Here is a 26,083-nt window from a genome sequence, read left to right as displayed (position 1 = left end):
ATAGCCCCCGGGCGGCCGCTCCTCGCCACTGTTTGGCGGCGCCTCGCCAGGTCAGGAGCGCAGGCGGCGCACGATGACGATCAGCAGCGCCAGCACGGCCGCCGCGGCTGCGGCGATCGCGGCCGGCGGCACACCGTCGCCCGGCAGCTGGGTGGGCCGGGCCGGCTGACGGAATCGTTCGGCGTCGGCGCGCGCCACCGCGTCGTCCAGGCGAGGAGTGGGCGAGGCCGGCGCCGCGGACACCGGCGCGGTCTGCGACGTGGTGGTGGTCGCCTTCTTCGCCGCCGTCTTCGTGGCCGGGGCCTTCTTCGCCGCGGTGGTCTTCTTGGCGGCGGTGGTCTTCTTCGCCGCGGTCTTCTTCGCAGGCGCTTTCTTCGCCGCCGTCTTCTTGGCGGCGGTCTTCTTGGCCGGGGTCTTCTTCGGCTCGTTCGGCTCGGTGTCAGCCATGTCGGTCTCCTAGGACGGGTGGACGTTCAGTCGGGCGAGCAGATCGTTGTCGATCGCGGTCAGCTCGTTGTCGATGGCGCGCTGCGCCGCACGACGCTGGGTCGGCGGCATGGTGTCGGCCGCATCGGCTGCGATCACGAGATTGTCCAGGCGGCCGTTCATCGCTTGAACGAAGGCGACGCCTTCGTCGGTGGTCTCCTGGGCGGCGACCCGCTCGGTGGTGGCGCGGGTCTGGTCGATCCGCGCGCGCTGGGCCGCGGTCGGACCGCCGTACTGATTCAGCAGATGAGACGGCACGCCCGCACGGCGGGCCTGCAGCTCGTTGATCTGCTGGCGGGCGGCGATCGAACCGCGGTAGATGACCGGTCCGGCGATCGGGGCCAGCATCTTGGCCACGCTCAGGTAGCGCTTCACCTTGGTGGGATGCAGCAGGCCCTGCTTCTCGGCCGCCTTCGCCTGTGCAGCGAGGTTCTTCGCCTCGGCGGATGCGGCCTTCTGCTGCGCCTTGCTGGTCGTCTTGGCGGTCCGGCGCTGCTCGCGTTCGCTCTTCTTCAGATGCTTGCGCTGCGTCTTGAGCTGCTTGCGGAGGGCGCGATTCTGTTCATCCGCGCCGGCCCGCACCTGAATTCGCGCCTTCTGCTCGGTGGCCTTCTTCTCGGCCTTGGCGGCGGACCTGCGCTGTTTGCGGTCCGCTTTGCGCTCGGCCTTGCGGATCTTCCTCTCGACGCGGCGCTGATGGCGCTTCGCCTCGCGGGACGATGAGCTCGGCATGGATGTCCTTTCACCCTTCCCGGCCTGCTTGACCGTGACTGCTACCAGCATTCCATAAGTGTCAGTAACGTAGGCATGCACAGCCGAGGGAAGTGGTCCGGTCGGCGCGAGATCTCTGCAGGGGAGGGGCCAGGTGGATTCGGCGGTGCTCGGTGCCCGGAACCTCACCGGCTGCGAGCATCGACTGGCCCTGGACTTCGCCGCCGTCGACCGGGGGGCGCCGCTCGTCGAGTCGACGGAGGCGGCCCGCCGGATCGAGGCGGCGCAGGCTCACCGCGAAGCCGTCGTCGCGACCCTCCTCGACCTGCAGGCGGCCCGGCCCGATGCGGTCGCCGTGGTCGACGATCACGCGAACCTCCGGGACCGCGTCGCGGCGACCCTCGCGGCCTGCGCGACGGACGCCGAATGGATTCTGCACGCCGCGTTCCCGCCGGACGAGGAGAAGGGGCGGCGCGGTCACGCCGAGGTTCTGGTCCGGGACGGCGACGGCTACATCCCGATCATCATCGTCAACCACCGGACGACGGTCCCGGTCAAGGGTGAACGCGACCCCGAGGCGCCTCCGCCGGCCTTGCGGACCAGCCCGCTGGGGCAGTGGAGGCCGCAACCGGACGCGACCCGCATCATGCGCGCCAACCGGCGGGACACGCTGCGTCTGGCACAGCTCGCCGCCATGCTCGGCGACCTCGACTATGCGGTGTCCGCCGATCGCCGCGAGTGGGTCGGTGGAGTGATCGGCGTCGACGCCGACTGCATCGCCGTCGTCCCGCTCGGTGAGGTGATGGACGAATACGACGACCTGCTGGCACGGCGCCGGGCCATCGCTCAGGGCCTGGTGCCGACGCGCCCGCGGCGCGTCAACGAATGCCGCAGCTGTGCGTTGTGGCCGCACTGCGAAGCGCAGTTGATCGCCGCCGACGACGTCAGCCTGGTGATCGGCGGCGCCGGCGGTACGGCGTTGCAGGACGCCGGCATCACCACCGTCGCCCAGCTCGCCGCCTATCGCGGCGAGGCGCCCGAGGAGTGGCCCAACAACGTCTCGTTCCGTGACGCGGTCGTCAACGCGAACTGCCGCCGGCTCGGGGTGCCGCTGGTGCGGCGCCTGGACCGGCCGCAGGTGCAGCGCGCCGACGTCGAGGTGGACGTCGACATGGAGAGCTACGGCGAACGCGGCGCCTACATGTGGGGCACCCTCCTGACCGACAACGTGGACCCCGAACCGGTCGTCTACCGCGCCTTCGTCACCTGGGATCCGCTGCCGACTCAGGACGAGGGCCGCTCGTTCGGCGAGTTCTGGACGTGGCTGATGCGGCGTCGCGCGCAGGCGCACGCCCAGGGCAAGACGTTCGCCGCCTACTGCTATTCGCAGCAGGCCGAGAACCGGTGGCTGCGCGGCAGCGCCGACCGGTTCGCCGGACAGCCGGGCGTGCCGAGCCGCGCGGACGTGGATGCGTTCATCGACTCCGACGAGTGGGTGGACATCTACGAGGCCGTGAACGCCAACTTCATCTGCCCCGACGGCAAGGGGCTCAAACGCATCGCGCCGGTCGCCGGCTTCGGCTGGCGCGACGACGAGGCCGGCGGGGAAGCCTCCATGGAGTGGTACGCGCTCGCGGTGGGTCTGGACGACGGTCCGACGGACCTGACCCAGCGGGAGCGGCTGCTTCAGTACAACGAGGACGACGTGCAGGCCACCAAGGTTCTGCGCGAGTGGCTCAGCTCCACCGAGATCCTCGCCCTGCCGACCGCCGACGAGATCCTGCAGGGACAGCGGCACAGCGGTCCGTAAGGGCGCCGGATCCGGCCCGCAGGTGTGGGGCCGCTGTCAGTGGGGGACGGGTGCTGCCGTGGACTCGCGGGCCCGGCGTCGCCACGTCGAGGCGATGATCACCGTGCCGACGATCAGCATGACGGCGACGGCGACGAGCGTCCCGATCAGGACCGGGGTGCCGGCACCCGACAGGCCTTCGCAGAGCAGCCAGACCGCGAACGCGAAGAACAGGGCCGCGGCGACCAGGGAGACGGTGCGTTCCGGCAGATGCCGGCCCACCACGATGCCGACCACGATCGCCAGAGCATCGGCGGCCACCATGCCGATCGTCGACCCGATCCACACGCCCAGCCAGTTGCGGTCGGTGGCCAGCGTGATGGTGGCGAGCATCGTCTTGTCGCCCAGCTCGGCCAGCATGAACGAGCTCATCACGGCCAGGAACACCGAGCCGCCCGTCCGGGCCGCCTTCGCGCTCTCGTCGTCGGACAGTTCGTCACCGCGCAGCGTCCACAGCGCGAACGCCAGCATGGCGAGACCGCCGACGATCGACATCAGATCCGACGGAATCGACAGGCCGAGGAAGTGGCCCAGCAGCACCGAGATGGCGTGTACCGCGGTGGTGGCGGCGGTGATCGCCGCCAGCACCACCCACCAGCGATAGCGCAGCGCATAAGTCATGGCCATGAGCTGCGACTTGTCGCCGAGTTCGGCGACGAAGATGACGCCGAAACTGAGCAGGAGGGCCGCGAACATGCGTCTGAGGTTATGCGTGCCCCGGATGGTCGGCAACAGATCGCGAAGCCGCATCCATGCAGGTAGGAGAGCCGCAACGACGGTTTCGGGCGCCCGCAACACGAACGGACGGGCACCCTGCTGTCGGGAGCTCTCAGACAGCACCAGGCACAATGGCGGGGTGTCTCACGCCCTCGATCCGCGCACACGCCGGGTGACCGGCCCCCTGCGCCCGCTGGAGATCGCCATCGTGGCGATCCTGTCCGGCCTCACCGTGGTGTCGGTGGTGGTCGCCGCGGTGATCCCGATGGCCACCGCCGCCGGCCTGCTTGCGCCGGTGCCGATCGCACTCGTCGCCGCCCGCACCCGGCCGCGCGCCGCCGTCGCCGCGTCGGTCACCGCCAGCGCGGTCACCTTCGCCGTCGCCGGCCTCGGCCCCGCCCTGTCGGTGCTGGCCGCCGCGGTCGTCGGCGGCGCCGTCGGCGAGGTGAAGCGCCGCGGCGGCGGACTCGGCATGCTGACCGCGGTCGCCGTCGTCATCGCCCCGCTGATGGCCGGCATCTCGGTTCTCGTCATGTGGGTGCTGACGCCGCTGCGCCGGCTGTTCCTCCAGATCCTCCAGAACTCGATCGACGGCGTCGCCACGATGGTCGCGCGCCTCGACCAGTCGGTGGCCGACGGACTCAAGTCCTTCGGCAAGAACATGGTCGACAACTGGTGGCTGTGGCTGCTCGTGTCCGGCATCATCGGCACCCTGCTGTCGCTCTACGTCGCCTGGTGGGTCCTGTCGGGTGTGGTGGAGCGTCTCGCCCACATCCGCATGCAGGACACCCTCGACTCCTTCGCCGACCTCACCGTCGACGAAGCGATCGAGCCGCTGCCGCTGCGGATGGCCGGTGTCGGCTACCGCTACCCGGACACCACCGCCGACGTCCTCCACGACATCGACCTGACCCTGATCCCGGGGGAGTTCGTCGCGATCGTCGGCGCCAACGGCTCCGGCAAGTCGACCCTCGCGAAGCTTCTCGCCGGCACGGAGCCGACCATCGGCATCGTCGACCGCCCCGGTGCCCCCGGTCTCGGCCGCAAGGGCGGCACCGCCATGGTCCTCCAGCGTCCCGAAGCGCAGATGCTGGGCTCGCGGGTCGCCGACGACCTCGTGTGGGGCCTGCCGCCCGACCAGGAGGTGGACGTCGACGGCCTTCTCGCCGAGGTCGGCCTCGACGGCCTCGGTGACCGGGAGACCTCCGACCTGTCCGGCGGCCAGCAACAGCGGCTGGCCGTCGCGGCCGCGCTGGCCCGCGATCCCAGACTGCTGATTGCCGACGAGGTCACCTCGATGGTCGACCCGCAAGGCCGCTCCGACCTCATCGAGATCCTCAAGGCCTTGCCGGCCCGCCGCGGCATCGCGGTCGTGCTGATCACCCACCGCGACTCCGAGGCCCGGGCCGCCGACCGCGTCGTCCACCTCGAGGGCGGGCGCATCGTCGAGCACCATCCCGACTGGATGCGACCCGAAGAGCATCTGCCCGAACTCCCGGCCGACCACGTCGGCGGCCAGCCGCTGCTGGTGGTCGACCACGTGTCGCACACCTACCTGGAGGCGTCGCCGTGGGAGGTCGGTGCACTGCACGACGTGAATCTGCGGGTGGATCGCGGTGACGGCGTCCTGATCATCGGCGGCAACGGCTCCGGCAAGACCACCCTCGCCTGGATCATCGCCGGTCTCATCGAGCCGACGGAGGGACGGGTGCTGCTGGGCGGCGAGCCGATGGCGGAGCAGGTCGGCAAGGTGGGTCTCGGCTTTCAGCACGCCCGGCTGCAACTGCAGAAGACCACCGTCAGCGACGAGATCATGGCGGTGGGCGGAGAAAGCGTCGGCACCGCCGAGGTCGCCCGCGTCCTGGACCTGGTGGCCCTGCCGCGCGAGATCGCGGCCCGCCGCGTCGACTCCCTGTCCGGCGGTCAAATGCGCCGTGTGGTGCTGGCGTCCCTGGTCGCGTCGAACCCGGAGGTGCTGGTGCTCGACGAACCCCTCGCCGGCCTCGACCCGGGCGCCCGCGAAGAGGTTCTCGATGTGCTGGCCGGCCTGCGCCGCCAGGGCATCACGATCATCATCATCTCCCACGACCTCGAGGCCCTCGACCGCGTCTGCAACCGCCGCGTCACCCTCACCGACGGAGTGCTGGAGGGGGCGGCATGAGTACACGTGCCCCGCAGCTGCGGCAGATCCCCGGCGACTCGGTGGCCCACCGTCTGTGGGCGGGCACCAAACTGCTGATCGTGCTGGTGCTCGGCATCATGACGTGGGTGCTGCCGTCCTGGCCGTCGCTCATTCTGGTGGCCGTCTACGTGCTGGTGTTCCTGCTGCTGGCGAAGGTTCCGCTCGGCGCCATCCCGCGCCCGCCCTGGTGGTTCTGGCTGCTCATCGGAATCGGCGCGGCCGTGAACGGCTTCTCCGGCGGTGTCGACGGGGTGGTGGTCTTCCTGCGCGCCACCGCCCTGGGCCTGCTGGCGCTGGCGATGTCGATCATCGTCGTGTGGACCACTGCGATGGCCGAGATCGCCCCGGCCCTCGCCCGGCTGATGGCGCCCCTGAAACTGCTGCGGCTGCCGGTCGACGAATGGGCGGTCACCATCGCCCTCTCGCTGCGCGGCCTCCCGATGCTGATGGACGAGATGCGGATGCTGCGCGCCTCGTTCCGGCTGCGTCCCCGCGGTCGCGCCGACTCGGGCCATCCGTCGGCCGAGCCCACCGTCATCGATCTCGTGGTGGCGGCCATGTCGTCGGCCATGCGCCGGGCGGCCGAGATGGGTGAGGCCATCACCGCCCGCGGCGGCACCGGCCGGCTCACCGCCTACCCGTCGCGTCCGGGCCGCGCGGACGCCGTCGCCCTGATCCTGGTGGTCGTCACCTGCGCCGCCGCGATCGTCCTGACCAAGGTTCTCTAGACACGAAAAAGGCGGCCGTCCCCGGGGTGTTCCCACCCTGGCGTCAGGTGATCGAAGGCGGTGCAGGCACGAAAAAGGCGGCCACCCGTCGGATGGCCGCCTTTGACGTCGGTCGATCAGGCCGGGTTGACCAGGCCCTTGCCCTGGGCGACGGCGGTCTCGTAACGACGGCCCGCATCCTCCCAGTTGACGACGTTCCACCAGGCCTTGACGTAGTCCGGCTTCACGTTCTGGTAGTCGAGGTAGAAGGCGTGCTCCCACATGTCCAGCATGACGACCGGGATGAAGGCGGCCGACGTGTTGCCGCTCTGGTCGGTCAGCTGCTGGATGAGCAGACGCTGGCCGATGGTGTCGTAGCCGAGAATGGCCCAGCCGCTGCCCTGCAGGGTGGTGGCGGCCGAGGTGAAGTGCGCCTGGAACTTGTCGAAGCCGCCGAAGTCGTTGCCGATGGCCTCGGCCAGAGCGCCGGTCGGCTCGCCGCCGCCGTTGGGCGACAGGTTCTTCCAGAAGATCGAGTGATTGGTGTGACCACCGAGGTGGAAGGCCAGGTTGGCCGACAGGCCGTACACCTTGCCCTGCAGGTCGCCGGCCTCACGGGCCTCGGCGAGCTTCTCCACAGCGGTGTTGGCGCCGGCGACGTAGGTGGCATGGTGCTTGCTGTGGTGCAGCTCCATGATCTTGCCGGAGATGTGCGGCTCGAGGGCGCCGTAGTCGTAGTCCAGATCGGGCAGGGTGTAGTCGGCCACGATGATCCTTTCGATTGAAGTGCGTTCTTCTACTGAGTCCAGTTTTACACTTCTCCTCCGGCGCGGCTTCCGCAACCGTTCCGCGCAGGCGCGCGCGGGGAGGATCTACAGGAACGCGATGAGCGCGATCGCGATGATGATCGCGACGATGCTGGCGCCGATCGCGGCACAGCGCAGACCGACGTTGTAGACCGGCCAGATCTCGGTGGTGCGGGTCAGCCCCGACGCGTTGGTCGTCGAGCTACGGCTCGCGGTCATGGTTCCCCCTCCGGTACGTGGCGCACCCACCGGGTGGTGCGCGTCACATCTCACTGTGAAACCGACCCTAGTGTGTCGTCCGTCTCATTTTCAAATCCGTGTGCCGGGGGAGACAGCCGGGGGAGTCGTACCCTGAATCCATGAGTCTCTTCGATCGGATGATGGCCGCCGCCGACGTGAAGCGGGTGATGGTCTCACCGGACGAGGCGCTGCCCGGCCGGAGCACGCCGATGCCGATCCCCGAGGAGCACCGCGTCCTGCATCACCCGTTGCGTGGACGGCCGGATCCGGCGGGCGCCTTTCCTCCCGGAGGGATCGGCGACTGGGGTGACGACCTGCGTGCCGTGATCCTCGCCGGCGGCTGCTTCTGGGGCATCGAGGAGATCCTGTGGCAGGTGCCGGGCGTCTACACCACCGCCGCCGGGTATGCAGGCGGCTACACCCCGAACCCCACCTACGAGGAGGTGTGCACGGCGCGCACCGGGCACACCGAATCGTCGCTCGTCGTCTACGACCCGCGCACGCTGACCTTCGACGACCTTCTCGCCGTCTTCTTCACCGCCCACGATCCGACGCAGGAGATGCGCCAGGGCAACGACATCGGCACGCAGTACCGGTCGGCGATCTTCACCTTCGACGACGCCGACAACGACGCGGCCGAGGCGGCGGCGCGACGATTCGCGCCGGTGCTCGCCGAGGCCGGGTACGGACCCGTCACCACCGAGATCTCACTCCTGGCCGACGCCGGCGACGGGAACTTCTACTACGCCGAGCCCTACCACCAGCAGTATCTGGACGCGAACCCCAACGGCTACCGCTGCCATGCGGCGACCGGCCTGAGCTTCCCGAAGGCCTGAGAATGGGCGACGCGCTCACCGTCGAGCAGTGGAACCGCACCCTGCTCGAACGCCAGCATCTGCTCGAGCAGGCGGACGAGGACGCCGTCGAAGTGATCGACCGCTGCGTGGGACTGCAGTCGCAGGATCCGCAGGCGCCCTTCTTCGGTCTGTGGTCGCGGATCGCGGACTTCGACCCGGACGAGCTGGACAGCCTCATCGAGAACCGCGAAGTGGTGCGGATGGCGCTGCAGCGCGGCACCGTCTTCGCGATGGACGGCCTCGATGCCCGCTGGATCCGGCGCACCGTGCAACCGGCGCTCGATGCGGACAGCCGGGCCCACCGCGCCAACCTCGGTGACGTCGCCGTCGACGACGTGGTCGCGGCGGTGCTCGAAGATCCTGCCCGCCGACAGCGGCGACGAACTCGATGAATCCGACGCCGTACCGGGTTCGGCCATCCGTTCCGGGCTCGCCGAACGCTGGCCGGACGTGCCGCCGGAGGCTCTGGCCGCGGTGGCCCGCGCCGCACTGCCGCTGGTCCAGGTTCCTCCGCGCGGTCTGTGGCGCCGCTCGGGCTCGCCGTCGTACCTGCTGCTGGATCAGTGGATCGGTGCCGGGGACGTCGAACTCGACGACGAGGAGGCGCGCAAGGACCTGATCCGCATGTACCTGCGCGGCTTCGGGCCGGCCACGCGGGGCGCGCTCACCACGTGGAGCGGGCTGAGCGGCATGGGTGCGCTCCTGGACCGGATGGAGGCGGACTGGGAACTGACCAAACTGGCGGGCCCGGGGGATCGCGAGCTGTTCGATCTGGAGGGCCTGTCGATCGCCGACGGCGCCGTGGCCGCCCCGGTCCGATTCGTCGCGCCCTACGACAACGTGCTCGTCGCCAACGGCGACCGCGACCGTCTCGCCGACACCGCGCTGTATGCGCGGACGGTCACCGCGAACGGGAGGTCGCCGGGGTTCGTGCTCGTCGGCGGATGGCTGTCGGCGACGTGGCGGCTGGACGACGGCGAGGTGTCGCTGCACGCGCTCCGGGACCTGTCCGAGAGCGAGCGCCACGACGTCGAGGCGGAGGCCTGCCGGCTGCGGGATTTCGTGGCCGGCGCGGACCGCTGAAAAAGTTGCATCCGGAAGCGTTCCCGGCGCAACTCGCAAGCTGAACTTCAGAGTGTCGCTGCGCGTGTTGTCCACACGTTGTCCACAGGCATCGGGTGTCGGGTCGAGGGTGTCCGCTCGGGAACCGAAAGGTAACGAGACGGCCACCGGGACGTCTCCAGGGCCCGAAAATGTGATCTGCGCCGCACAGATCAGGCCCGCGACCTCGGATTAATCCACAAATCCACAGGGTTGTCCACAGGAACTGGGGATGCCTGTGAATCCTGGGGACACACCCCTTCCACCGGGGCTGTGGACAATTCTGAACGAGTCCGGAGTCGTCCTTCGTTCGGGCACGCGGACAGCTGTGTGCTAGTGCTTCCGGCCCGGCCCGCGACGCCCGAACGCCCCCGCCGGGAGAGGGCGAAATATGCGACGATGGAAGACGTGAGCATGGAGATCGAACAGGTCGACGTCGTCGACCTTCCGGACGACTTCACCGGGGTGACCGACCAGACCCTGCTCGACGTCCGCGAGGACTACGAGTGGGAGGAGGCGCATGTCGCCGGCGCGCTCCACATCCCCCTCGACGACGTCCCCTCGCGCATCGACGAGCTCGACCTGAACAACGACCTGCTCGTCATCTGCCGGACCAGCGGCCGCTCGTTCCGGCTGATGCAGTACCTCTCCCTGCGCGGCATCGACGGCGCGGTGGTCTCCGGCGGCATGGTCGCCTGGCAGGCCGCCGGCAAGCCGGTCAGAACGGGACCCGAGTGAACCTCGACGTCTGTCCGCGCTGCCGTATCAAGGCGACGCACACCGGTCAGCGCACGGTCTGCCCACGGTGCGGCGGCCCGCTGACCGTCGTCGACGCCCAGACCCGGCAGCCGGCGCCCACACCCGCCCCCACTCGCGCACCGGCACCGGCACCGGCGCCCGCGCCGCGTCCCGCCGCCTCCCGCTACGTGCGTCCCGATCTGCGCTGGGTGGCACATCGCCCGGCATCGACGTTGCTCCCGCGCACACCCGCGAAGGCCCCGGCTCCGGCGCGGACACCGTCCTACCCGGCGATCCCGGACTGGGGGCTGATCGACCAGGCCGTTCCGCCGGTGGCACCCGCCGACACCCGGGACGCCGCCCTCCAGCTGTGGCTGCGCCGCCTGGGTCCGCTGGTGGTGGCCGCGGCCGTCGCGCACGCCCTGCGGTACCTGCTCCTGGTGGTCAACCGCGGAACCCCCATCCCCGCCTGGCTCGACCTGCTGTCCACGATCGCGGTCCTGGTGCTCGGCACCGTCGTCGCGGCCGTCGCGCTGGTCACCGTCTCCCTGTTCGCGACGTGGATGGTCGCGGTGCGCCGTGACTCGTACGCCCAGGTCGACCGGCTCGACCCGCGGCCCCGGTGGACGGTGGCGGCCCTCGCGGCGGTGCCGTTCGTCAGCGCCGCCGGAGCGCCGTTCCTGCTCGCGGAGGCCGCCCACGCCGTCGGAGGCAACGAGGCCGAGCTCGCACTGCGTCGGATCAAGCGTGTCGGCATCGGCTGGGGACTGCTCAACCTGATCGGCCTGATCGCGGTGATCTACCGGATCGTGGCCTGGTCCGGCGGCTCGATCCAGGTGGGCGCCGACGCCCTCGCCTGGGTCACCGTGTCGTTCGTCGCGTCGGCGGTCTTCGTCTACTGGGTGCGGCCGCTGCTCGCCGGCACGGTCGTCGCCGGTGTCACCGCGCCGGCGCCCCCGGAGCGCCGCCTGGTGGTGACCGCATGACCGCCGGACGATCGGACGTCTCGCGGTCCGGCAAGCCCGCCGTCGTCGCACATCGCGGAGCCTCGGGTGAGAACGCCGAACACACCCTGCTGGCCTACGAGCAGGCCCTCGAGCAGGGCGCCGACGGCCTCGAGTGCGATGTCCGGCTCACCGCCGACGGCGAACTGGTCTGCATCCACGACCGCACCATCGAACGCGTGTCGGACGGTACCGGCGCCGTCAGCGAGATGACCCTCGCCGAGCTGCAGGAGCACGACTTCGGGTCCTGGCACAGCGGCACCCCCGCACAGGTGCTCACCCTTGACCAGCTGATGGAGCTGACCCTCGACTGGCGTCGCCCGATCCGCCTGTTCATCGAGACCAAACATCCGGTCCGCTACGGCGCACAGGTGGAGCAGCGGGTGCTCGAGACCCTGCAGAGATTCCATGTGGCGGCGCCGCCGTCGGCCGACCACAGTCGCGCCGTGGTGATCTCGTTCTCGCCCTCCGGGGTGTGGCGCATCCGCCGGAGCGCACCCATGCTCCCGACCATCCTGCTCGGCGACACCATCCTGGCGATCGGATCCGGTCCGGCCACCGCGGTCGGAGCGACCGGGGTCGGTCCGTCGGTGCGGATCCTGCGCGAGCACCCCGACCTGGTCGACAAGGCCGCGGCCGCCGGCCGGGTCACCTACTGCTGGACCGTCGACAACCGGGAAGACGTGCAGTTGTGTGCCGACCTCGGCGTGCGCTGGATCGCGACGAATCACCCGGGCCGCACCCGGGACTGGCTCGTCACCGTGGATTGACGCCCCGCTCCTCGGGCCGGCCGAAAGGATGACAGAGTAGAGCCATGGCAAAGAGCAAGCGCGGCAGCGGTCCGCGACCGGGCAGCAACCGAGCCGAGCGCGTGGCGGCACGCAAGGAACGACAGGCGGCCACCGTGGCGGCGCCCGCCCGCCCGTTCCAGACCCTGCCGGCCGCCGAGTGCGATCTGGTGGCCCTGCGCGCCTTCGTCGCGTCGGCCTCGGCACAGGTGAGTTTCGCGTCCGGATTCGACGCCCCGAACGAGGCCGACTGGGTGACGATCCTCCCGGGCGCCGTTCCCGGCATCGTGCGCCAGCGACTCGGCGCCATCTGGGGTGAGAAGGGCGGCAACGCCGGCGACGCCGACGGCAAGGTGACCCAGGGGCTCGTCGGTCTGCAGACCGACCCCGAGCCCGCCGACCTGACCGGTTCCCTCGCCGCCGCCCTCACCTGGGCGGCATCGGCCGAACCGGATGCGAAGTTCGAGGCACCGTCGGACGTGACGAAGATCGAGGAGATCGTCGACCCGTCCGCACCGCTCAAGATCATGGTCTACGAGGACTTCGAGTGGTGGTTCGGCGACGATGCCGACAGCATTCCGCCGCAGGCCAAGGCCATGCTCGAACAGGCCAACGCGACGATCATGCCGACGTCGCGGATGAAGCCCAAGAGCTGCACCGGCGCCCCGTGGTGGGTGCATGCCGGCGCCAAGGCCCACCTTCGCTGGGTGCGGCCCGAGGACGAGAACGCACTGATGGACGCGCTCGCCAAGGTGAACGCCGCCGGCAGCCTCACCCTGGGTGAGGGCTCCCGGTTCGCCGGCTCGTTCCGCACGCACGGCCTCCTCGTCCCGGTGTTCGACCTCGACCCGGAGAAGCACTCGCAGGAGTGGCAGGAGGGCCTCGACGCGTTCGACGCCGCCGTCACGCAAGCGCTGGCCGACACCTCGGAGCTGACCGCCGCCGAGCGCAGCGCCCGCAAGGGAATCATCGGCCGCCAGGTGACCCTGCGCGTGTGACCGCCGGGGACGTCGCGATCGCGCGCGCCGTCGGGGAGGCCGCATGCCGCCGGCTCGCCGAGATCGGTGCGCTCCCGGACGTTCCGGTCCGTTCGGGTGACGGGTGGACCGCCGTCCGGAGCGGATGCGACAGCAACGACCTCAACGGTGTTCTCGTCGACCGGGGACGGCTCCCCGATCCCGGGCTGCTCGCCGAACTGGGCGTCTGGTTCGGCGAGGCACCGGCCACCTGCCATCTCGCCGATTCCGATCACCGCTTTCCGGAGGTGGCCCGCACCGGCGGATGGCAGCCCGAGGACTCCGCTTTCGGCGCCGGCCGGACGCTTCCGCTGGATGTGCCGGCAGCGGATGCCGAGATCGACATCCGGCGGGTGTCGTCAGCGCGGGGTCTCGACGATTGGCTGGACGTCGCCGGGGCATGCGGCTGGTTCGACGACGGGGACGAACGCGCCCGCCGCCGGGCCGTCGCGGAGGCGCTGCCGTGGCCGCGGTGGGTCGCCTACCGCGATGACCGCCCCGTCGGCATGACCACCGGGTGGCGGCATCGCGCCCTCGCCGAGATCGTCGACGTCGCGGTCGTGGCGGACGCCCGTCGCCGCGGCATCGGACGCGCCCTCGTCGCGACGGTCGCCGCGTGGGCGAGTGCGAGCGCGCGGACGATCGTCGCCGAACCCAGCCCCGACGGGGCCGCCCTGCTCACCACGCTGGGCTTTCGTACCGTGCCCGAGATCCCGGACAGCGCCGCCTACTGGACGCCGGCGCCGGACGGCCCGTAGAGCGTCAGAGGTTTCCGCCGGCCGCCGCGGGCTCGGACGGATCGGCGGCGCCGCCGCCGGTGTTCAGCTCGCGCTGAACGAAGCTCTCCAGATCGAACAGGTTGCCGTTGGCGCGCTCGGCGATCGTCTGCAGCGTCGTCATGGTGGCGACCTCCTCGACCTGCTCCTTGAGGAACCACTGCATGAACTGCTCGCCCAGGTAATCGCCGGAGTCGCGGGCCGTGCTCGCCAGCTTCACGATCTGATCGGTGACCGCCTTCTCCTGGTCCAGCGCCAGCTCGATCGGCTCCCGGTAGTCGGTGAAATCCGTCTTCGGGGCGGCCACGCCCGGGATCTTCACCTCGATATCGCGGTCCAGGAAGTACTGGACGATCATCATCGCGTGGTTCCGCTCCTCGACCGCCTGCGCATAGAAGTGCTGCGCGATCTGGGGCAGATCGTGGCCGTCGTAGTAGACCGCGACCGCGATGTACTGCTGCGAGGCGGAGAACTCGTTGCTGATCTGGTCGAGCAGAAGTTCCTGGAACTTGGTGAGCGAAGAGGTCATGCGCCCAGGATAGGGGACCTCACCCGTTGCTGAGCAGCTCGTCGGGAGGGGTCTTGCCCTTGCGGAGATAGGCGAAGAACTCGTTCGTGTTGTCGCCGACCGCCAGGGAGTCGCCGTCGTCGGTGTATTCGGCGCCGGCGGTCGGCGTGGTGGTGGTGATGAAGTTGCCGCGCAACCGGAAACCGAGCCAGGCCAGGTTCCACAGGTGGTCGCCCTTCGCGACCGTCACCGACGACGCCACGCCGCTCATGAACGGGAACAGCCGGAACGGGTTGAGGAACACCGCCGGGCTCATGCCGCGCTTCATCAACGCCGAGAAGAACTTGCGCTGATTCACCACGCGCTCGAGGTCGGCGTTGGGGAAGGCGCGGGTACGCACCAGGCCCAGGGCCTGCTTGCCGTTCAGCTTCTGGCAGCCCGCCTTCAGATTCAGGCCGGCCTTCGGGTCGCGGAGCGGCTGGTCGATGCACATCTTGACGCCGCCGACACTGTCCACCACCTTGTCGAAGCCGCCGAAACCGATCTGCGCGTAGTGGTCGATCCGCAGACCCGTCAGGCCTTCGACCGTCTGGACCAGCAGTTGCGGTCCGCCGTCGTTGAAGGCGGCGTTGATCTTGTGGCTGCCCATGCCGGGGATCGGCACGTACAGATCGCGCGGGATGCTGATCAGCATCGGCTTCCCGGTCAGCGGGATGTGGGCCAGCATGATCGTGTCGGTGCGTTCGCCTTCGGCGTCACCGGTGGCCAGCTCGTCCTTCTGTTCCTGGGTGAGCCCCTCCCGCGAGTCGGTGCCGACGATCAGCCAGTTGGCTCCGGGGGTGTCGCTCGGCCGGCCGGAATAGTTCGCGAGGGCGTCCACCCGGTGCAGCTTGGTGTCGTAGTAGAACAGCAGACCGATCGGCAGCAGAAGCATCACCAGGACCAGGATCAGCAGCTTGCGGAGCGGACGCCGCGGCAGCCGGGGGAGCCGGCGGGAGCGACGCGAGCGCTTCACCGGGGCAGCCGCCGGCCGGGACCGGCCCCGCCGCGGACGCCGCTGCGGTGCGAGCGGCTCGGCCGGACGCGGCTGGGAGGGTCGTGGGCGGGCGCCCTGTTCCGGGCGGGGTCGGGGTGCCGGCGGCCGCTGAGACGAGGGCCGCTGGGAGGAAGGCCGCTGAGATGGCGGCTTCTGGGGCGAGGGCGGCGGGGATGACGGCCGTCGAGACGGTGCGGCGGCCGGACGCGGCGGCGCCTGACGGGACCGCCGGATCTCCTCCGGCGGGATCGGCTGGGGTTCCTGACGCGGCGCGTAACCGCCGGGCGCGGCCGGCGGGCGCGGCTGATAGGGAACGCCGCGGGGAATGGGGTCCTGCGACCAGGCGCGGGGCGGTGGCTGCGGCGGATTCGCCGGCGGCACCTGCCGGGTCGCGTCGGCCGGGGGCGGCACCGGGGGTCGGCCTCCGGGCGCCGCGGGACGGCCCGGGTCGGCGGGCGTCCGCCGCTGCGGCGGCTCGGGGGGCTGACGGTTCATCAGCGCAAGATTACCGGCGGCATCCTGAGATTTGCCCGATGAAACCGCGGGCCGAGGATCAGGCGGGCGGCGTGAGGACGTCGAAGCCGGTGAAGCGCGCCAGCTCCTCCGGGATCGTCACCGAACCGTCGGGCTGCTGATGGTTCTCCAGGATCGCGACGATCCAGCGGGTGGTCGCCAGGGTGCCGTTGAGGGTCGCGGCGGTCTGCGGCTTGCCGTTGTCGTCGCGGTAGCGCGTCTGCAGGCGGCGCGCCTGGAACGTGGTGCAGTTCGATGTCGACGTCAGCTCGCGGTAGGTGTTCTGTGTCGGCACCCAGGCTTCGCAGTCGAACTTGCGCGACGCCGAGCTGCCCAGGTCGCCGGCGGCCACGTCGATGACGCGGTACGGCACATCGATCGCCGCCAGCATCGACTTCTCGAAGTCGAGCAGACGCTGATGCTCGGCTTCGGCGTCCTCCGGCTTGCAGTAGACGAAGCCCTCGACCTTGTCGAACTGGTGGACCCGGATGATGCCGCGGGTGTCCTTGCCGTACGAGCCGGCCTCGCTGCGGAAGCAGGTCGACCAGCCGGCGTACCGCTTCGGACCGTCGGACAGATCCAGGATCTCGTCGGAGTGGTAGCCGGCCAGCGGCACCTCCGACGTGCCGACCAGATATTTCTGGTCCTTCTCGTCATCGGCCTTGATCCGGTACACCTCGTCGGCGTGCGCACCGAGGAAACCGGTGCCGTCCATGATCTCCGGATTCACCATCACCGGGGGAATCATCATGGTGAACCCGGCGGCGGTCGCCTTGGCGGCGGCCATGTTCAGCAGACCGAGCTGGAGCATCGCGCCCTGACCGGTCAAGAAGTAGAAGCGTGAGCCGGACACCTTGGCGCCGCGGCCCATATCGATCAGACCGAGCGTCTCGCCCAGTTCCAGGTGATCCTTCGGATCGGTGAGCTCCGGCGGGGTGCCGACGGTCTCGAGCACCACGAAGTCGTCCTCGCCGCCCGGCGGAGTCTGCTCGGCGATGATGTTCGAGATCGACCGGTACGCGCTGTCGAACGCCGCGCCGGCCTCGTTCTGGGCGGCGACGGCCGCCTTCACCTTGTCGGCGAGCTGCTTGGCCTGATCCAGAAGCGCCGTCTTCTCGTCGCCGGACGCCTGGCCGACGCGCTTGCCGAGCGCCTTCTGTTCGGCGCGCAGGGTGTCGGCGTCCGCGATCGATGCGCGACGGGCCGCATCGGCCTCCAGAAGCCGGTCGACCAGCGCCGGATCCTCCCCGCGGGCGCGCTGCGAATCGCGGACGGCGTCGGGATTCTCCCGTAGGAACTTCAGGTCAATCACGACTCACAACCCTACTCGGGTAACAACGCGCGATTCGACCAGGCATGATGGACGGCGATGAGTTCGGACAGTGAAGACATCCTGGAGCCGGCCGACGACGCCGCGCGCACCATCAGCAGGGGGACCCGCATGGTCGCCGTGCTGGTCGCCGTGCTGCTCGGCGGACTGGCCGCCGGCGGCGTCCTCTGGTTCCGCGGCGGCTTCGACGACGCGGACGGGCTGGGCGGTTCGGCGATCGGCGAAGGCAACTACGAGGCCAACGACTTCACCCGGTCGCAACCGGGCGACTGCCTGGAGTGGTCGGCCGACGGCGCCGGGCAGCCGACCAAGGTGCCGTGCACCGAGAAGCACCGGTTCGAGGTGGCCGGCGCGCTGGACACCTCCGACTTCCCGGGCACCGAGTTCGCCAAGAACGCGCAGTGGCCCGGACCCGACCGTTTCGCCGAGATCCGTGACGAGCAGTGCGAGTCGGTCGTCAACCGGTACCTCGGCGGCGGGCTGGACCCGCAGGGCCGGTTCGCGGTCGGCATGATGTTCCCGTCGCAGGCCCAGTGGGAGCGCGGCGCCCGCGTGCTGCGCTGCGGCATCGAGCAGCCGGGCACCAAGGGCGTGCAGGACGAGTTCACCGGCCGCGCCGCCGACACCGACCAGTCGTTCGCGTGGCCGGTCGGCACCTGCATCGGCATCGATCCGCAGACCCGCAAGCCGACCACCGAGCCGGTCAACTGCGCCGAACCGCACGCCTTCCAGACCACCGGCGTGATCGACCTGTCGCAGCGGTTCGGCAATCGGGGCTCCGGCAAGCCGTGGCCGTCGGTGGACGATCAGAACGTCTACCTCAAGACGATCTGCCCCACGCAGACCAACCAGTTCTTCAAGGGCCCGGACAAGTTCAAGAAGACCACCCTCAACGTGCAGTGGTCGGTGATCTCCGAGGTGAGCTGGATGACCGGAAGCCGTCGGGTCGTCTGCTACGTCGCGTTGCCCGACCGCGGTGGTTTCGCCCGTCTGGTCGGCGACGCCCGCCAGCAGCTGCTGATCAACGGCAAGCTGCCGGTGCCGCCCGCCGAGGGCCCCCCGGGGCGCGCTCTGCCGACCCCGGTGCCCGAGCCCGAGGGCTACGTGCCGAACCCGCAGGAAGTGCCGGCGCCGGCCGGCTGACCGCACCGGAATCATCGTGGCCGTCCGCATGTCCGACGAGGACTTCGAGAACCTCGTCGGGGAAGCCCTCGATCTGCTGCCGGAAGAACTGATGGAGGCCATGTCGAACGTGGTCTTTCTGGTGCAGCCGGCCAACCCCGACGACCCGCACATCCTCGGGTTGTACACCGGGGTCGCCCTCACCCAGCGCACCACCGAGTACGCGGGGTTCCTGCCGGACACCATCGAGATCTATCGTGAGCCGATCCTGGCCATGTGCCGGACCGCCGACGAGGTGCGGCACGAGGTCGCGGTGACCGTGCTTCACGAGGTCGGTCATCACTTCGGGATCGACGACGCCTGGCTGCACGCCAACGGGTGGGGCTGACGCGCCCGCCGCCGGTCAGCCCATCGGTTCGTCGTCGACGCCGGGGGTGAAGTCGGTGAGCCGGCCCCACCGGTGCAGGGTCCAGCCGTTGCCGTCGAACTCCAGCTCCACCGAGTCGGTGTTCCGGAGGTGGCTCTTCATCGCGAACTCGGGGTCGACGTTCGCCAGGTGAGCGGCGGCCAGCCGGATCGCCGCCCCGTGCGAGACCACGTACACGTCGCGCTGCTCGTCGCCGGTCAGGTGAGTCAGCGCCAGGTCGTGCAGCACCGGGATGTAGCGGGCCCGGATCATCTCGAGGGATTCGCCGCCCGGTACGCGCGCGTCGAGCTCACCGTGGTGCCAGCGGTGGACGACGTCCCTGAACTGCAGGTGCGCGTCGCGGTCGCTGCGCCCTTCCAGGTCGCCGACCTGGACCTCGTGGATGCCTTCGACCGTCTGCGGATCGGTCTCCCAGACCGACGCGATGAGGCCGGCGGTCTGCTGTGCGCGTCCGGCCACCGAGTTCACCAGCACGGCCGGTCCGGTCAGCGGGTTCTCCAACCCGAAGCGCACACCCTGCCGGGCACCGAAGTCGGTGAGGTTCGCGCCGGGGAGCGCGGTGTCGAGCTGCTGCATGACGTTGGCGGTGGTCTCGCCGTGGCGGACCAGATACAGCCGGGCCACGTCAGTCCCCGTCCTGCCGCAGCAGCTGCAGCCACCGTTCGTCGACCGGCCACGAGCCCAGATAGACGACGCGGTCCACGCTGCCTTCCAGGGCATCCAGCACCTCGCTGACGTGAGGGTCGTCGAGGTGTCCGGCGGCGTCGAGGAAGAAGCGGTACTGGCCCGCGCCGCGGGGGCGGGACTCGATGCGGGTGAGGTCGACGTCGCGGTCGGCGAAGGCGCTCAGGGCGTTGACCAGGCTGCCGGGCACGTTGGCGAGGTCGAGGATCACCGACGTGCGGTCGGTGCCGGTGCGCGGCGTCGGTGCGCCGGCACGGCCGATCAGCAGGAATCGGGTGACGGCTTCGCTGTCGACGACGCCCTCGCACAACGGGGTCAGGTGGTGGAGTCCGGCGGCGATCGGCGTCGTCACGGCGGCATCGGCGTGGCCGTCGGCGACGTCCCGCGCGGCGCCGGCGTTCGACGAAGCGGGCACGAAGCGTGCGTGCGGGAACCGTGCCGCGACGCTGTCACGCACCTGCGCGGAGGCCACCGGGTAGGCCGCGATCGTGTGGACGTCGTCGTCGCGCAGACTCTCGCGGGCCGCGATGGTGAACGCGATGTCGAGGGCGACCTCGGCGTAGGCCTGCAGCGGCTGTTCGGCGTGGTCGGGGGTGAGGGCGTCCATGGTCGCCGGCACGGAGCCCTCCAGGGAGCTCTCGATCGGGACGCAGGCGTAGTCGGCGCGCCCGTCGCGGACGAGAGCGGCGGCGGCGGCGGGGGAGTCGGCGGCGACGGTGGTGACTTCGCCGCCGGTCGGGACGACGCCGCGCTCCAGCAGTCGGTTCAGGGCCATCTCGGTGAAGGTGCCGGCGGGCCCGAAGTATGCGAAGGCGGTCACGTCGATCAGGGTAGTCGGTCCCTGATTGTGCGAGAACGGTTGACGACGCCCCTACCTCGCCGTAACTTAGGTGACCATAACTAAGGCGTACCTAAGTTCGATGGAGAGACCGCGCCGAGGTGACGACCCCGAGGAGGACCCCCGCATGACGGGAATCGACAGCTTCACCGTTCCGGTGCCGTGCGACGCCGAGCGGATCCAGACCGCCTGCCGGCGCGCACACGAAGGAACACTGTCCGTGGACGGCTGCAGCCCGGCCGCGGTCGCGATGGTGCACCTCTTCGAGTCCGAGGCCTTCATGGTCGTCTCCGACGACACCCCGGTCCGCGAGCTCGCCGAGCACACCTTCGAAGGGGTGCCGGCCATGCTGGAGCTGGCGGACTGCGCGCCGATCAGCCTGCGGGAGCGGGTGCGGTCCCTGATCTGGCTGTCCGGCCGCGTGCACTCGGTGCCCGCGCAGCTGGAGCGCGAGCTCGCCATCGAGATCGCCGGCGATCACCCCGACGCCCGGCTCCTGGACGTGGGCCACGGTCACTGCCTGCTGCGCCTGGAACTCGACAACGCGGTGATCGCGACGTCGACCGGCGCCGCCGCAGTCGACGCGGACACGCTCTCGGGTGCCGAACCCGACCCGTTCTGGGAGTACGAGAGCCAGTGGATCTCGCACCTGGAAGCCGACCACCAGGACCTCGTCTACCGGCTCGCCAGCAGCTTCCCCAAGCATCTGCGGCAGGGCCGCGTCCGTCCGCTCGGCCTGGATCGCTTCGGCATCACCTTCCGGGTGGAGACGCCGACCACCGACTCGGACGTGCGGCTGCCGTTCGGCCGGCCGTGCACCCGGGTGTCCGATCTGACGGCAGCACTGCACGAGCTGGTCCAGGGCTCGATGGACACCGCCTCCCATGAGTAACGCGACACTCGACGGCGCCCGGCGGTTCGACGCCCAGAACGCGCTCGGCTACGACGCCCGGATCGTGAACCTGGTGCCCGGCTACGCCGAACTCCACGAGATCAGTGCGGCCGTCCTCGCCGCGCGTCTGCCCGAACGGGCGCGGGTGCTCGTCGTCGGGGCCGGCACCGGAACCGAGACGCTCGCCCTCGCTCAAGCCAACCCCGGATGGGACCTGGTGGGCGTCGATCCGTCGCCGGCCATGCTGGCGGTCGCCCGGCGGCGCGCCCAGGCCGCCGGTCTCACCAATGTGGCCTTCCACGAGGGACGCGCCGCCGATCTGGGGAGCGGTGAGGGCGACTTCGATGCCGCGGTCAGTCTGCTCGTCATGCACTTCGTCGCCGGCGATCCGGCTAAGCGCGCCTTCCTCGGCGACGTCGCGTCCCGCCTGCGGAGCGGTGCGCCCCTGCTCCTGTGCGACCTGATGGCCTGCGACGACGACGATCTGGACGTGATCGCCGAATACGCCGCGGCCCGCGGAGTGGACCCGGACGGGCTGGCGGCCATGCGTCAGCGGCTGTCGGCGGACTTCCATCCGCTCAGCGAGAACGAGCTGGTCCAACTGTCGTCGGCGGCCGGCTTCTCCTCACCGCGTCCCTACTTCCGCGGCGTCGCCTTCGTCGCGAACGAACTGCTCCGCGACTGATCCTGCCCCGCTGGCTACCCTGACTGGGGTGAACGTCACCGAGAGGCTGCGGACGGCGCCGGAGCCGGATGTCGCCGTGGAGACCGATCCGGCCGCCCGGCGCGCGCTGGTGATCGAACTCGTCATCGTCGGCGTCCTCACCTTCGGCTTCTCCGCACTCTCGGCGCTGCTCTCGCTGATCGACGCCCAGTTGTCGGCCGGCGGTATCGGTTCGACGACCGTCGCGATCAACCCGAAGCAGGCCGACGTCGGCTGGATCGATCTGATCCGGCAGCTGATGTCGGCGTCCCGGCTCCTCGCCATCGGTGCACTCGCCGTGTACCTGCTGTGGCGCAGCGGTCTGAAGCTCGGCACGCTCGGTCTGGGCCGGCCGCAGCGTCGTGACGTGCCTCCCGGCCTCGCGCTGGCCGCCCTCATCGGCCTGCCCGGACTCGGCCTGCTCGCCGCCGCCAAGGCGCTCGGCCTCAACGCCGACCTGGTCGCCAGCCAGAACGACGGCCCGTGGTGGCAATACGTCACGCTGGTGCTGATGGCGATCGGGAACGCCGTCGCCGAGGAGATCGTGGTGGTCGCCTACTTCCTGGTCCGGCTCAAGCAGCTGGGAGTCGGCAAGAACTCCTCCCTGGCCGCCTCCGCCGTCCTGCGCGGCGGCTATCACCTCTACCAGGGCTTCGGCGGCGGCCTCGGCAACCTCGTCATGGGAGTGGTGTTCGGGCGGTGGTATCAGGCGACCGGCCGGGTATGGCCGCTGGTGATCGCGCACGCCGTGATCGACGTCGTCGCCTTCCTCGGCTACGCCCTGCTGCACGACCATCTCGGATTCGTGACCGGAAGCTGAAACAGGAGATTTACCGAAACAGCCCGGCAGCGGGACCTGCGCGAACGTACGCTTTCCTCATGGCTACACAACTTTCTCCGGCAGAAGCCGCCATCGCACGCAAGGAACTGGCCGCGCACATCAAGCAGAGCGGCCTCACCATCCCCCAGATCGCCAAGCAGTCCGGCCTCACCGAGGAAGAGACGCAGAACGCGATCAACGTGAAGCAGACGGCGTCCACCGCCGAGCACGTGTGGAAGGTGCACAACACCGTCCACAAGACGCTCAAGGACGCCGGCAAGGTCGCTCAGGTCGCCACCGTGATGACCGAGGCGAACAAGCTGACCCACCTCGGCAAGAAGTAACACCGCACACGACGAACGCCGCGCCGCTCACCTCCCGGTGAGCGGCGCGGCGTCTCTCGTACGGTCAGTTCGCGGCGACGGGCTGACGGGCGGCGGCCGCAGCCAGCTGCGGCACCACCTTGTCCAGCGCGTAGTCCAGCGAGACGGGGGTACCCGCCGACATCGCCTGCACCGACGGGTCGTTGCCGTCGATCTCGACGGCGCGGCCGTCCTTCACCACGTTCAGGGCGTTGATCCGGGCGTCGTTCTGCAGATCGGCGAACGGCAGGCCGATCGTCGAGAACAGGGCCACCTGGGAGTCCAGGTCGCCGACCCGCTCCACCGGAACGCTCGCGAAGAAGCCCGAGCTCTGCAGCTTCTCCACCGGCGGATTCTGGGTGAAGCCCAGTCCGGAGACGATGTCGAAGCGGGCGTCACCGGCCAGGTAGGCGCCGTAGGCCTCACCGAACTTCACGCCGTAGGTGAAGGTCTTGCCGGCGAAGGCCGGATTCTCGCTCTTGAGGCGGTCGCTGGTGGCCTGGGTGGCGTCGATCAGAGACTTGGCCTGGTCGCTCTTGCCGAGTGCGGCGCCGATGACCTCGGTCTGGGTCTTCCAGTTGACCGCGAAGTCACCGCTGCCGTCGGGGGCGGTGACGACCGGCGCGATCTTCGACAGCTGGTCGGTGACGGCCGAGTCGTTCTTGGCGCGGACGTTCAGGATGACGTCCGGCTTCAGCTCCTGGATCTGCTGGTAGTTGAAGGCACCCTGGCTCTGCGCGGAGATCAGGGTCGGGGAGTCGGCACCGAACTTGTCTGCATCCCATTCGCCCACACCCTTGGTGGCGTCGCCGAAGCCCAGCCAGTCGTAGATGGCGGCCGGCTTGACGCCGAACTCGAGGGCGATCGCGCCGTCGGACCAGCCGAGCGCCACCACCTTCGGATTGGCGGGCAGGTCCAGGGCGGACCCCTTCGGGTCGTTGAAGACGCCGGACTTGCTGTTGTCGGACTTCACACACGCGGTGAGCGCCACGATGAGCGCGGCGACCACGGCGAAGACCGCCCCGATGCGTTTGATCGTCATGACCGATTCCTTTCCTTGAGGTTTGCGGTGTCGCCCGGCAGTGCGGACAGGTCGACGGGATCGATGGCGAGCGGCACCACCAGCGGGGTGCCGGTCTCCGGATCGTCGATCACCTGGGAACGCACGCCGAACACCTTCTCCACCAGATCGGCGTCGAGGATGTCCTTCGGTGCGCCGGTCGCGATGATCTCGCCGCTGCGCATGGCGATCAGATGGGTGGCGAACCGGGCCGCCTGGTTGAGGTCGTGCAGAACCGCGACCAGGGTGGTGCCCTCGGCGTTGAGCTGCGAGCACAGGTTGAGCACCTCGAGCTGGTGGGCCAGATCCAGGTAGGTGGTCGGCTCGTCGAGCAGCAGGATGGGCGTCTCCTGGGCGAGCGCCATCGCGATCCAGACGCGTTGGCGCTGACCGCCGGACAAGGCCTCCACGGGGCGCGTCGACAGCTCGGTCAGCCGGGTCACGGCGAGCGCCCGGTCGACGGCCTCCTGGTCGGCGTCGGTCCACTGCTGGAACATCTTCTGGTACGGGAACCGGCCGCGCGAGACCAGATCGATGATCGTGATGCCTTCCGGTGCGATCGACTGCTGCGGCAGCAGACCCACCTCGCGGGCGAACTCCTTGCCGCCGAAGTCCTTGACCGGCCGGCCGTCGAGCTCCACCTGTCCGGCCTGCGGGGTCAGCAGCCGGGAGAGGGCGCGCAGCAGCGTGGACTTGCCGCACGCGTTGGGGCCGACGATCACCGTGAACGAACCGTCCGGGATCGCGACGTCGAGGTCGTCGATGATGGTGCGGTCGCCGTAGCCGACGCGCAGGCCCGTACCGGTGAGACGGGCCGTCGTGGTGGGGGCGGTGGCGGTCACAAGCGTGCCTTTCGTGCCTGGGAGATCAGCAGGAACAGGAGATAGATGCCGCCGAGCGAGTTGGTGACGACACCGACCGGCAGCTGGGTGGTCGGGGCCAGGATGGTCCGGGCGATCGCGTCGCTGGACACCAGCAGGGTGGCGCCGACGGCGGCGGAGGTGACCAGCGGGATGCCGGCGCTCGGCGTCAGTCGCGCCGCCAGCTGCGGGGCTACCAGGGCCACGAAGGCGATCGGGCCGGCGATGGCGGTGGTCGCGGCGGCGAAACCGACGCCCAGGATCAGCAGGAGGATCTCGGTGCTGCCGGTGTTCACGCCCTTGCTCTGCGCCGAGTCCGGGCCGAGCTCGAACATGCGCATGCGGGGCGCGACCGTGATCAGCGCCGGGATGAGGACGGCCAGGACCACGAACACCGGGATGGTGTCGCTCATGGTGAGGTTGCTCAGACTGCCCATGCCCCAGGCTGCGGCCGCGCCGGCGTTCTGGGTGCTGGCCGTGGACACCAGGTAGCCGTTGAACGCGACCAGCATGGCCGAGATGCCGATACCGACGATGATGAATCGGTAGTTGCCGGTGCCGCCGCGCATGCCGAGCCACCACAACGCGAAGCCGGTCAGCAGACAGCCGATGAGCGCGCCGACCGTGGTTCCGGTGGAACCGAGACCGAACACCAGCATGGCGATCAGCGCACCGGTGTAGGCGCCGGTGGTGAAGCCGATGATGTCCGGGCTGCCGAGAGGGTTGCGGGTGACGGTCTGGAAGATCGCGCCGGAGAGGGCCAGCGAGATGCCGCCCAGGACGGCGAGCACCACTGCCGGCAGGGCGTCGGCGACCCGGTCGGCCGGGGTCCCGCTCACCTGGCCGGTCAGCACCTTCAGGGTCTCGACGAAGCCGAGGTTCGCCGAACTGGTGGTGGAGACGCCCAGCGATCTCGACGAAACGGACTTGCGGCCACGCTGAGATGCCAT

At 70.0% G+C, this 26,083-nt stretch carries 30 protein-coding genes; 17 read left to right on the top strand and 13 right to left on the bottom strand.

Going from position 1 to position 26,083, the window contains the following annotated elements; translation table 11 throughout:
• Window positions 1-51: 51 nt before the first annotated feature.
• The gene (locus QM774_RS10980; RefSeq protein WP_414975906.1) at window positions 52-447 is read right to left on the bottom strand and encodes a hypothetical protein; all 396 of its coding nucleotides are present in this window, start codon (window positions 445-447) and stop codon (window positions 52-54) included.
• A gap of 9 nt (window positions 448-456) precedes the next feature.
• The gene (locus QM774_RS10975; protein ID WP_414975905.1) at window positions 457-1,218 is read right to left on the bottom strand and encodes a DUF6474 family protein; all 762 of its coding nucleotides are present in this window, start codon (window positions 1,216-1,218) and stop codon (window positions 457-459) included.
• A 133-nt stretch (window positions 1,219-1,351) separates the two neighbouring features.
• On the opposite strand from QM774_RS10975, the gene QM774_RS10970 reads away from it, so the two are divergent.
• A complete protein-coding gene (locus tag QM774_RS10970) occupies window positions 1,352-3,007 on the top strand; it encodes a TM0106 family RecB-like putative nuclease (protein WP_414975904.1) in 1,656 nt (551 codons plus the stop codon).
• A 36-nt stretch (window positions 3,008-3,043) separates the two neighbouring features.
• On the opposite strand, the gene QM774_RS10965 is transcribed toward QM774_RS10970, so the two are convergent.
• Entirely contained in the window at window positions 3,044-3,742 is a 699-nt protein-coding gene (locus QM774_RS10965) for a TMEM165/GDT1 family protein (protein WP_414975903.1), read from the bottom strand.
• 160 nt (window positions 3,743-3,902) lie between these two features.
• Between QM774_RS10965 and QM774_RS10960 the strand changes: the two genes are divergently transcribed.
• Window positions 3,903-5,924 carry an ABC transporter ATP-binding protein gene (locus QM774_RS10960; protein ID WP_414975902.1) on the top strand — a complete coding sequence of 674 codons (2,022 nt, stop codon included), beginning with the start codon at window positions 3,903-3,905 and terminating at the stop codon, window positions 5,922-5,924.
• Complete coding sequence (locus QM774_RS10955) at window positions 5,921-6,673, top strand: energy-coupling factor transporter transmembrane component T family protein (RefSeq protein WP_414975901.1); 753 nt, start codon at window positions 5,921-5,923, stop codon at window positions 6,671-6,673. The genes QM774_RS10960 and QM774_RS10955 overlap by 4 nt, the downstream gene beginning before the upstream one ends.
• Before the next feature lie 116 nt (window positions 6,674-6,789).
• On the opposite strand, the gene QM774_RS10950 is transcribed toward QM774_RS10955, so the two are convergent.
• Entirely contained in the window at window positions 6,790-7,419 is a 630-nt protein-coding gene (locus tag QM774_RS10950) for a superoxide dismutase (protein WP_414975900.1), read from the bottom strand.
• A gap of 105 nt (window positions 7,420-7,524) precedes the next feature.
• Window positions 7,525-7,677 (bottom strand): hypothetical protein, encoded by a 153-nt coding sequence (locus QM774_RS10945; protein WP_414975899.1) that lies wholly within the window; start codon window positions 7,675-7,677, stop codon window positions 7,525-7,527.
• Between the two features lie 140 nt (window positions 7,678-7,817).
• Between QM774_RS10945 and msrA the strand changes: the two genes are divergently transcribed.
• The 8 genes from msrA to QM774_RS10905 all read left to right on the top strand — a co-directional run bounded on the left by msrA (window position 7,818) and on the right by QM774_RS10905 (window position 13,960).
• On the top strand, window positions 7,818-8,534 hold the full coding sequence (gene msrA, locus QM774_RS10940; RefSeq protein ID WP_414975898.1) for a peptide-methionine (S)-S-oxide reductase MsrA: 717 nt from the start codon (window positions 7,818-7,820) through the stop codon (window positions 8,532-8,534).
• A gap of 2 nt (window positions 8,535-8,536) precedes the next feature.
• A complete protein-coding gene (locus tag QM774_RS10935) occupies window positions 8,537-8,947 on the top strand; it encodes a DNA glycosylase AlkZ-like family protein (RefSeq protein ID WP_414975897.1) in 411 nt (136 codons plus the stop codon).
• Window positions 8,871-9,638 (top strand): DNA glycosylase AlkZ-like family protein, encoded by a 768-nt coding sequence (locus QM774_RS10930; RefSeq protein ID WP_414975896.1) that lies wholly within the window; start codon window positions 8,871-8,873, stop codon window positions 9,636-9,638. Before QM774_RS10935 ends, QM774_RS10930 begins: the two co-directional genes overlap by 77 nt.
• Window positions 9,639-10,055: 417 nt before the next feature.
• On the top strand, window positions 10,056-10,394 hold the full coding sequence (locus QM774_RS10925) for a rhodanese-like domain-containing protein (protein ID WP_414975895.1): 339 nt from the start codon (window positions 10,056-10,058) through the stop codon (window positions 10,392-10,394).
• Window positions 10,391-11,380, top strand: a complete 990-nt coding sequence (locus QM774_RS10920; RefSeq protein ID WP_414975894.1) for a DUF4328 domain-containing protein — start codon at window positions 10,391-10,393, stop codon at window positions 11,378-11,380. Before QM774_RS10925 ends, QM774_RS10920 begins: the two co-directional genes overlap by 4 nt.
• The gene (locus tag QM774_RS10915) at window positions 11,377-12,168 is read left to right on the top strand and encodes a glycerophosphodiester phosphodiesterase (RefSeq protein WP_414975893.1); all 792 of its coding nucleotides are present in this window, start codon (window positions 11,377-11,379) and stop codon (window positions 12,166-12,168) included. The genes QM774_RS10920 and QM774_RS10915 overlap by 4 nt, the downstream gene beginning before the upstream one ends.
• A gap of 44 nt (window positions 12,169-12,212) precedes the next feature.
• On the top strand, window positions 12,213-13,184 hold the full coding sequence (locus QM774_RS10910; RefSeq protein WP_414975892.1) for a DUF5926 family protein: 972 nt from the start codon (window positions 12,213-12,215) through the stop codon (window positions 13,182-13,184).
• The gene (locus QM774_RS10905; protein ID WP_414975891.1) at window positions 13,181-13,960 is read left to right on the top strand and encodes a GNAT family N-acetyltransferase; all 780 of its coding nucleotides are present in this window, start codon (window positions 13,181-13,183) and stop codon (window positions 13,958-13,960) included. The genes QM774_RS10910 and QM774_RS10905 overlap by 4 nt, the downstream gene beginning before the upstream one ends.
• Before the next feature lie 4 nt (window positions 13,961-13,964).
• Here the strand turns inward: QM774_RS10905 and QM774_RS10900 are convergent, their stop codons facing one another.
• From QM774_RS10900 to serS, 3 genes are all read right to left on the bottom strand, one after another.
• Entirely contained in the window at window positions 13,965-14,507 is a 543-nt protein-coding gene (locus tag QM774_RS10900; RefSeq protein ID WP_414975890.1) for a ferritin, read from the bottom strand.
• A 19-nt stretch (window positions 14,508-14,526) separates the two neighbouring features.
• A complete protein-coding gene (locus tag QM774_RS10895) occupies window positions 14,527-15,501 on the bottom strand; it encodes an LCP family protein (protein ID WP_414975889.1) in 975 nt (324 codons plus the stop codon).
• Between the two features lie 574 nt (window positions 15,502-16,075).
• Window positions 16,076-17,347 carry a serine--tRNA ligase gene (gene serS, locus QM774_RS10890; protein WP_414975888.1) on the bottom strand — a complete coding sequence of 424 codons (1,272 nt, stop codon included), beginning with the start codon at window positions 17,345-17,347 and terminating at the stop codon, window positions 16,076-16,078.
• A 57-nt stretch (window positions 17,348-17,404) separates the two neighbouring features.
• On the opposite strand from serS, the gene QM774_RS10885 reads away from it, so the two are divergent.
• The gene (locus tag QM774_RS10885; RefSeq protein WP_414975887.1) at window positions 17,405-18,508 is read left to right on the top strand and encodes a septum formation family protein; all 1,104 of its coding nucleotides are present in this window, start codon (window positions 17,405-17,407) and stop codon (window positions 18,506-18,508) included.
• Between the two features lie 16 nt (window positions 18,509-18,524).
• Window positions 18,525-18,875: a metallopeptidase family protein gene (locus tag QM774_RS10880; protein ID WP_414975886.1), complete on the top strand. Its 351-nt coding sequence runs from the start codon at window positions 18,525-18,527 to the stop codon at window positions 18,873-18,875.
• A 15-nt stretch (window positions 18,876-18,890) separates the two neighbouring features.
• On the opposite strand, the gene QM774_RS10875 is transcribed toward QM774_RS10880, so the two are convergent.
• Both QM774_RS10875 and pheA read right to left on the bottom strand, forming a co-directional pair.
• The gene (locus tag QM774_RS10875; RefSeq protein ID WP_414975885.1) at window positions 18,891-19,538 is read right to left on the bottom strand and encodes a histidine phosphatase family protein; all 648 of its coding nucleotides are present in this window, start codon (window positions 19,536-19,538) and stop codon (window positions 18,891-18,893) included.
• Window position 19,539: 1 nt separating this feature from the next.
• Window positions 19,540-20,418 carry a prephenate dehydratase gene (pheA, locus tag QM774_RS10870; RefSeq protein WP_414975884.1) on the bottom strand — a complete coding sequence of 293 codons (879 nt, stop codon included), beginning with the start codon at window positions 20,416-20,418 and terminating at the stop codon, window positions 19,540-19,542.
• 145 nt (window positions 20,419-20,563) lie between these two features.
• Here pheA and QM774_RS10865 point away from each other — a divergent pair, with 145 nt between their 5' ends.
• From QM774_RS10865 to QM774_RS10850, 4 genes are read left to right on the top strand one after another with little or no spacing between them, the layout of a single operon-like run.
• The gene (locus QM774_RS10865) at window positions 20,564-21,328 is read left to right on the top strand and encodes a DUF2470 domain-containing protein (protein ID WP_414975883.1); all 765 of its coding nucleotides are present in this window, start codon (window positions 20,564-20,566) and stop codon (window positions 21,326-21,328) included.
• Window positions 21,321-22,013 carry a class I SAM-dependent methyltransferase gene (locus QM774_RS10860; protein WP_414975882.1) on the top strand — a complete coding sequence of 231 codons (693 nt, stop codon included), beginning with the start codon at window positions 21,321-21,323 and terminating at the stop codon, window positions 22,011-22,013. Before QM774_RS10865 ends, QM774_RS10860 begins: the two co-directional genes overlap by 8 nt.
• Window positions 22,014-22,041: 28 nt before the next feature.
• Window positions 22,042-22,851: a CPBP family intramembrane glutamic endopeptidase gene (locus QM774_RS10855; protein WP_414975881.1), complete on the top strand. Its 810-nt coding sequence runs from the start codon at window positions 22,042-22,044 to the stop codon at window positions 22,849-22,851.
• 59 nt (window positions 22,852-22,910) lie between these two features.
• Entirely contained in the window at window positions 22,911-23,195 is a 285-nt protein-coding gene (locus tag QM774_RS10850) for a DUF2316 family protein (protein ID WP_414975880.1), read from the top strand.
• Between the two features lie 64 nt (window positions 23,196-23,259).
• On the opposite strand, the gene QM774_RS10845 is transcribed toward QM774_RS10850, so the two are convergent.
• Genes QM774_RS10845 through QM774_RS10835 form a run of 3 tightly spaced genes read right to left on the bottom strand, consistent with a single transcriptional unit; the run spans window position 23,260 to window position 26,083 of the window.
• The gene (locus QM774_RS10845; protein ID WP_414975879.1) at window positions 23,260-24,255 is read right to left on the bottom strand and encodes an ABC transporter substrate-binding protein; all 996 of its coding nucleotides are present in this window, start codon (window positions 24,253-24,255) and stop codon (window positions 23,260-23,262) included.
• The gene (locus QM774_RS10840; RefSeq protein WP_414975878.1) at window positions 24,252-25,115 is read right to left on the bottom strand and encodes an ABC transporter ATP-binding protein; all 864 of its coding nucleotides are present in this window, start codon (window positions 25,113-25,115) and stop codon (window positions 24,252-24,254) included. The genes QM774_RS10845 and QM774_RS10840 overlap by 4 nt, the downstream gene beginning before the upstream one ends.
• Window positions 25,112-26,083, bottom strand: coding sequence for a FecCD family ABC transporter permease (locus tag QM774_RS10835; protein ID WP_414975877.1), 972 nt, complete (start codon window positions 26,081-26,083; stop codon window positions 25,112-25,114). The genes QM774_RS10840 and QM774_RS10835 overlap by 4 nt, the downstream gene beginning before the upstream one ends.

The sequence above is a fragment of the Gordonia sp. (in: high G+C Gram-positive bacteria) genome (genome assembly GCF_047600565.1).
Lineage (GTDB): Bacteria > Actinomycetota > Actinomycetes > Mycobacteriales > Mycobacteriaceae > Gordonia.
This window is presented reverse-complemented; position numbering and strand designations above follow the sequence as displayed.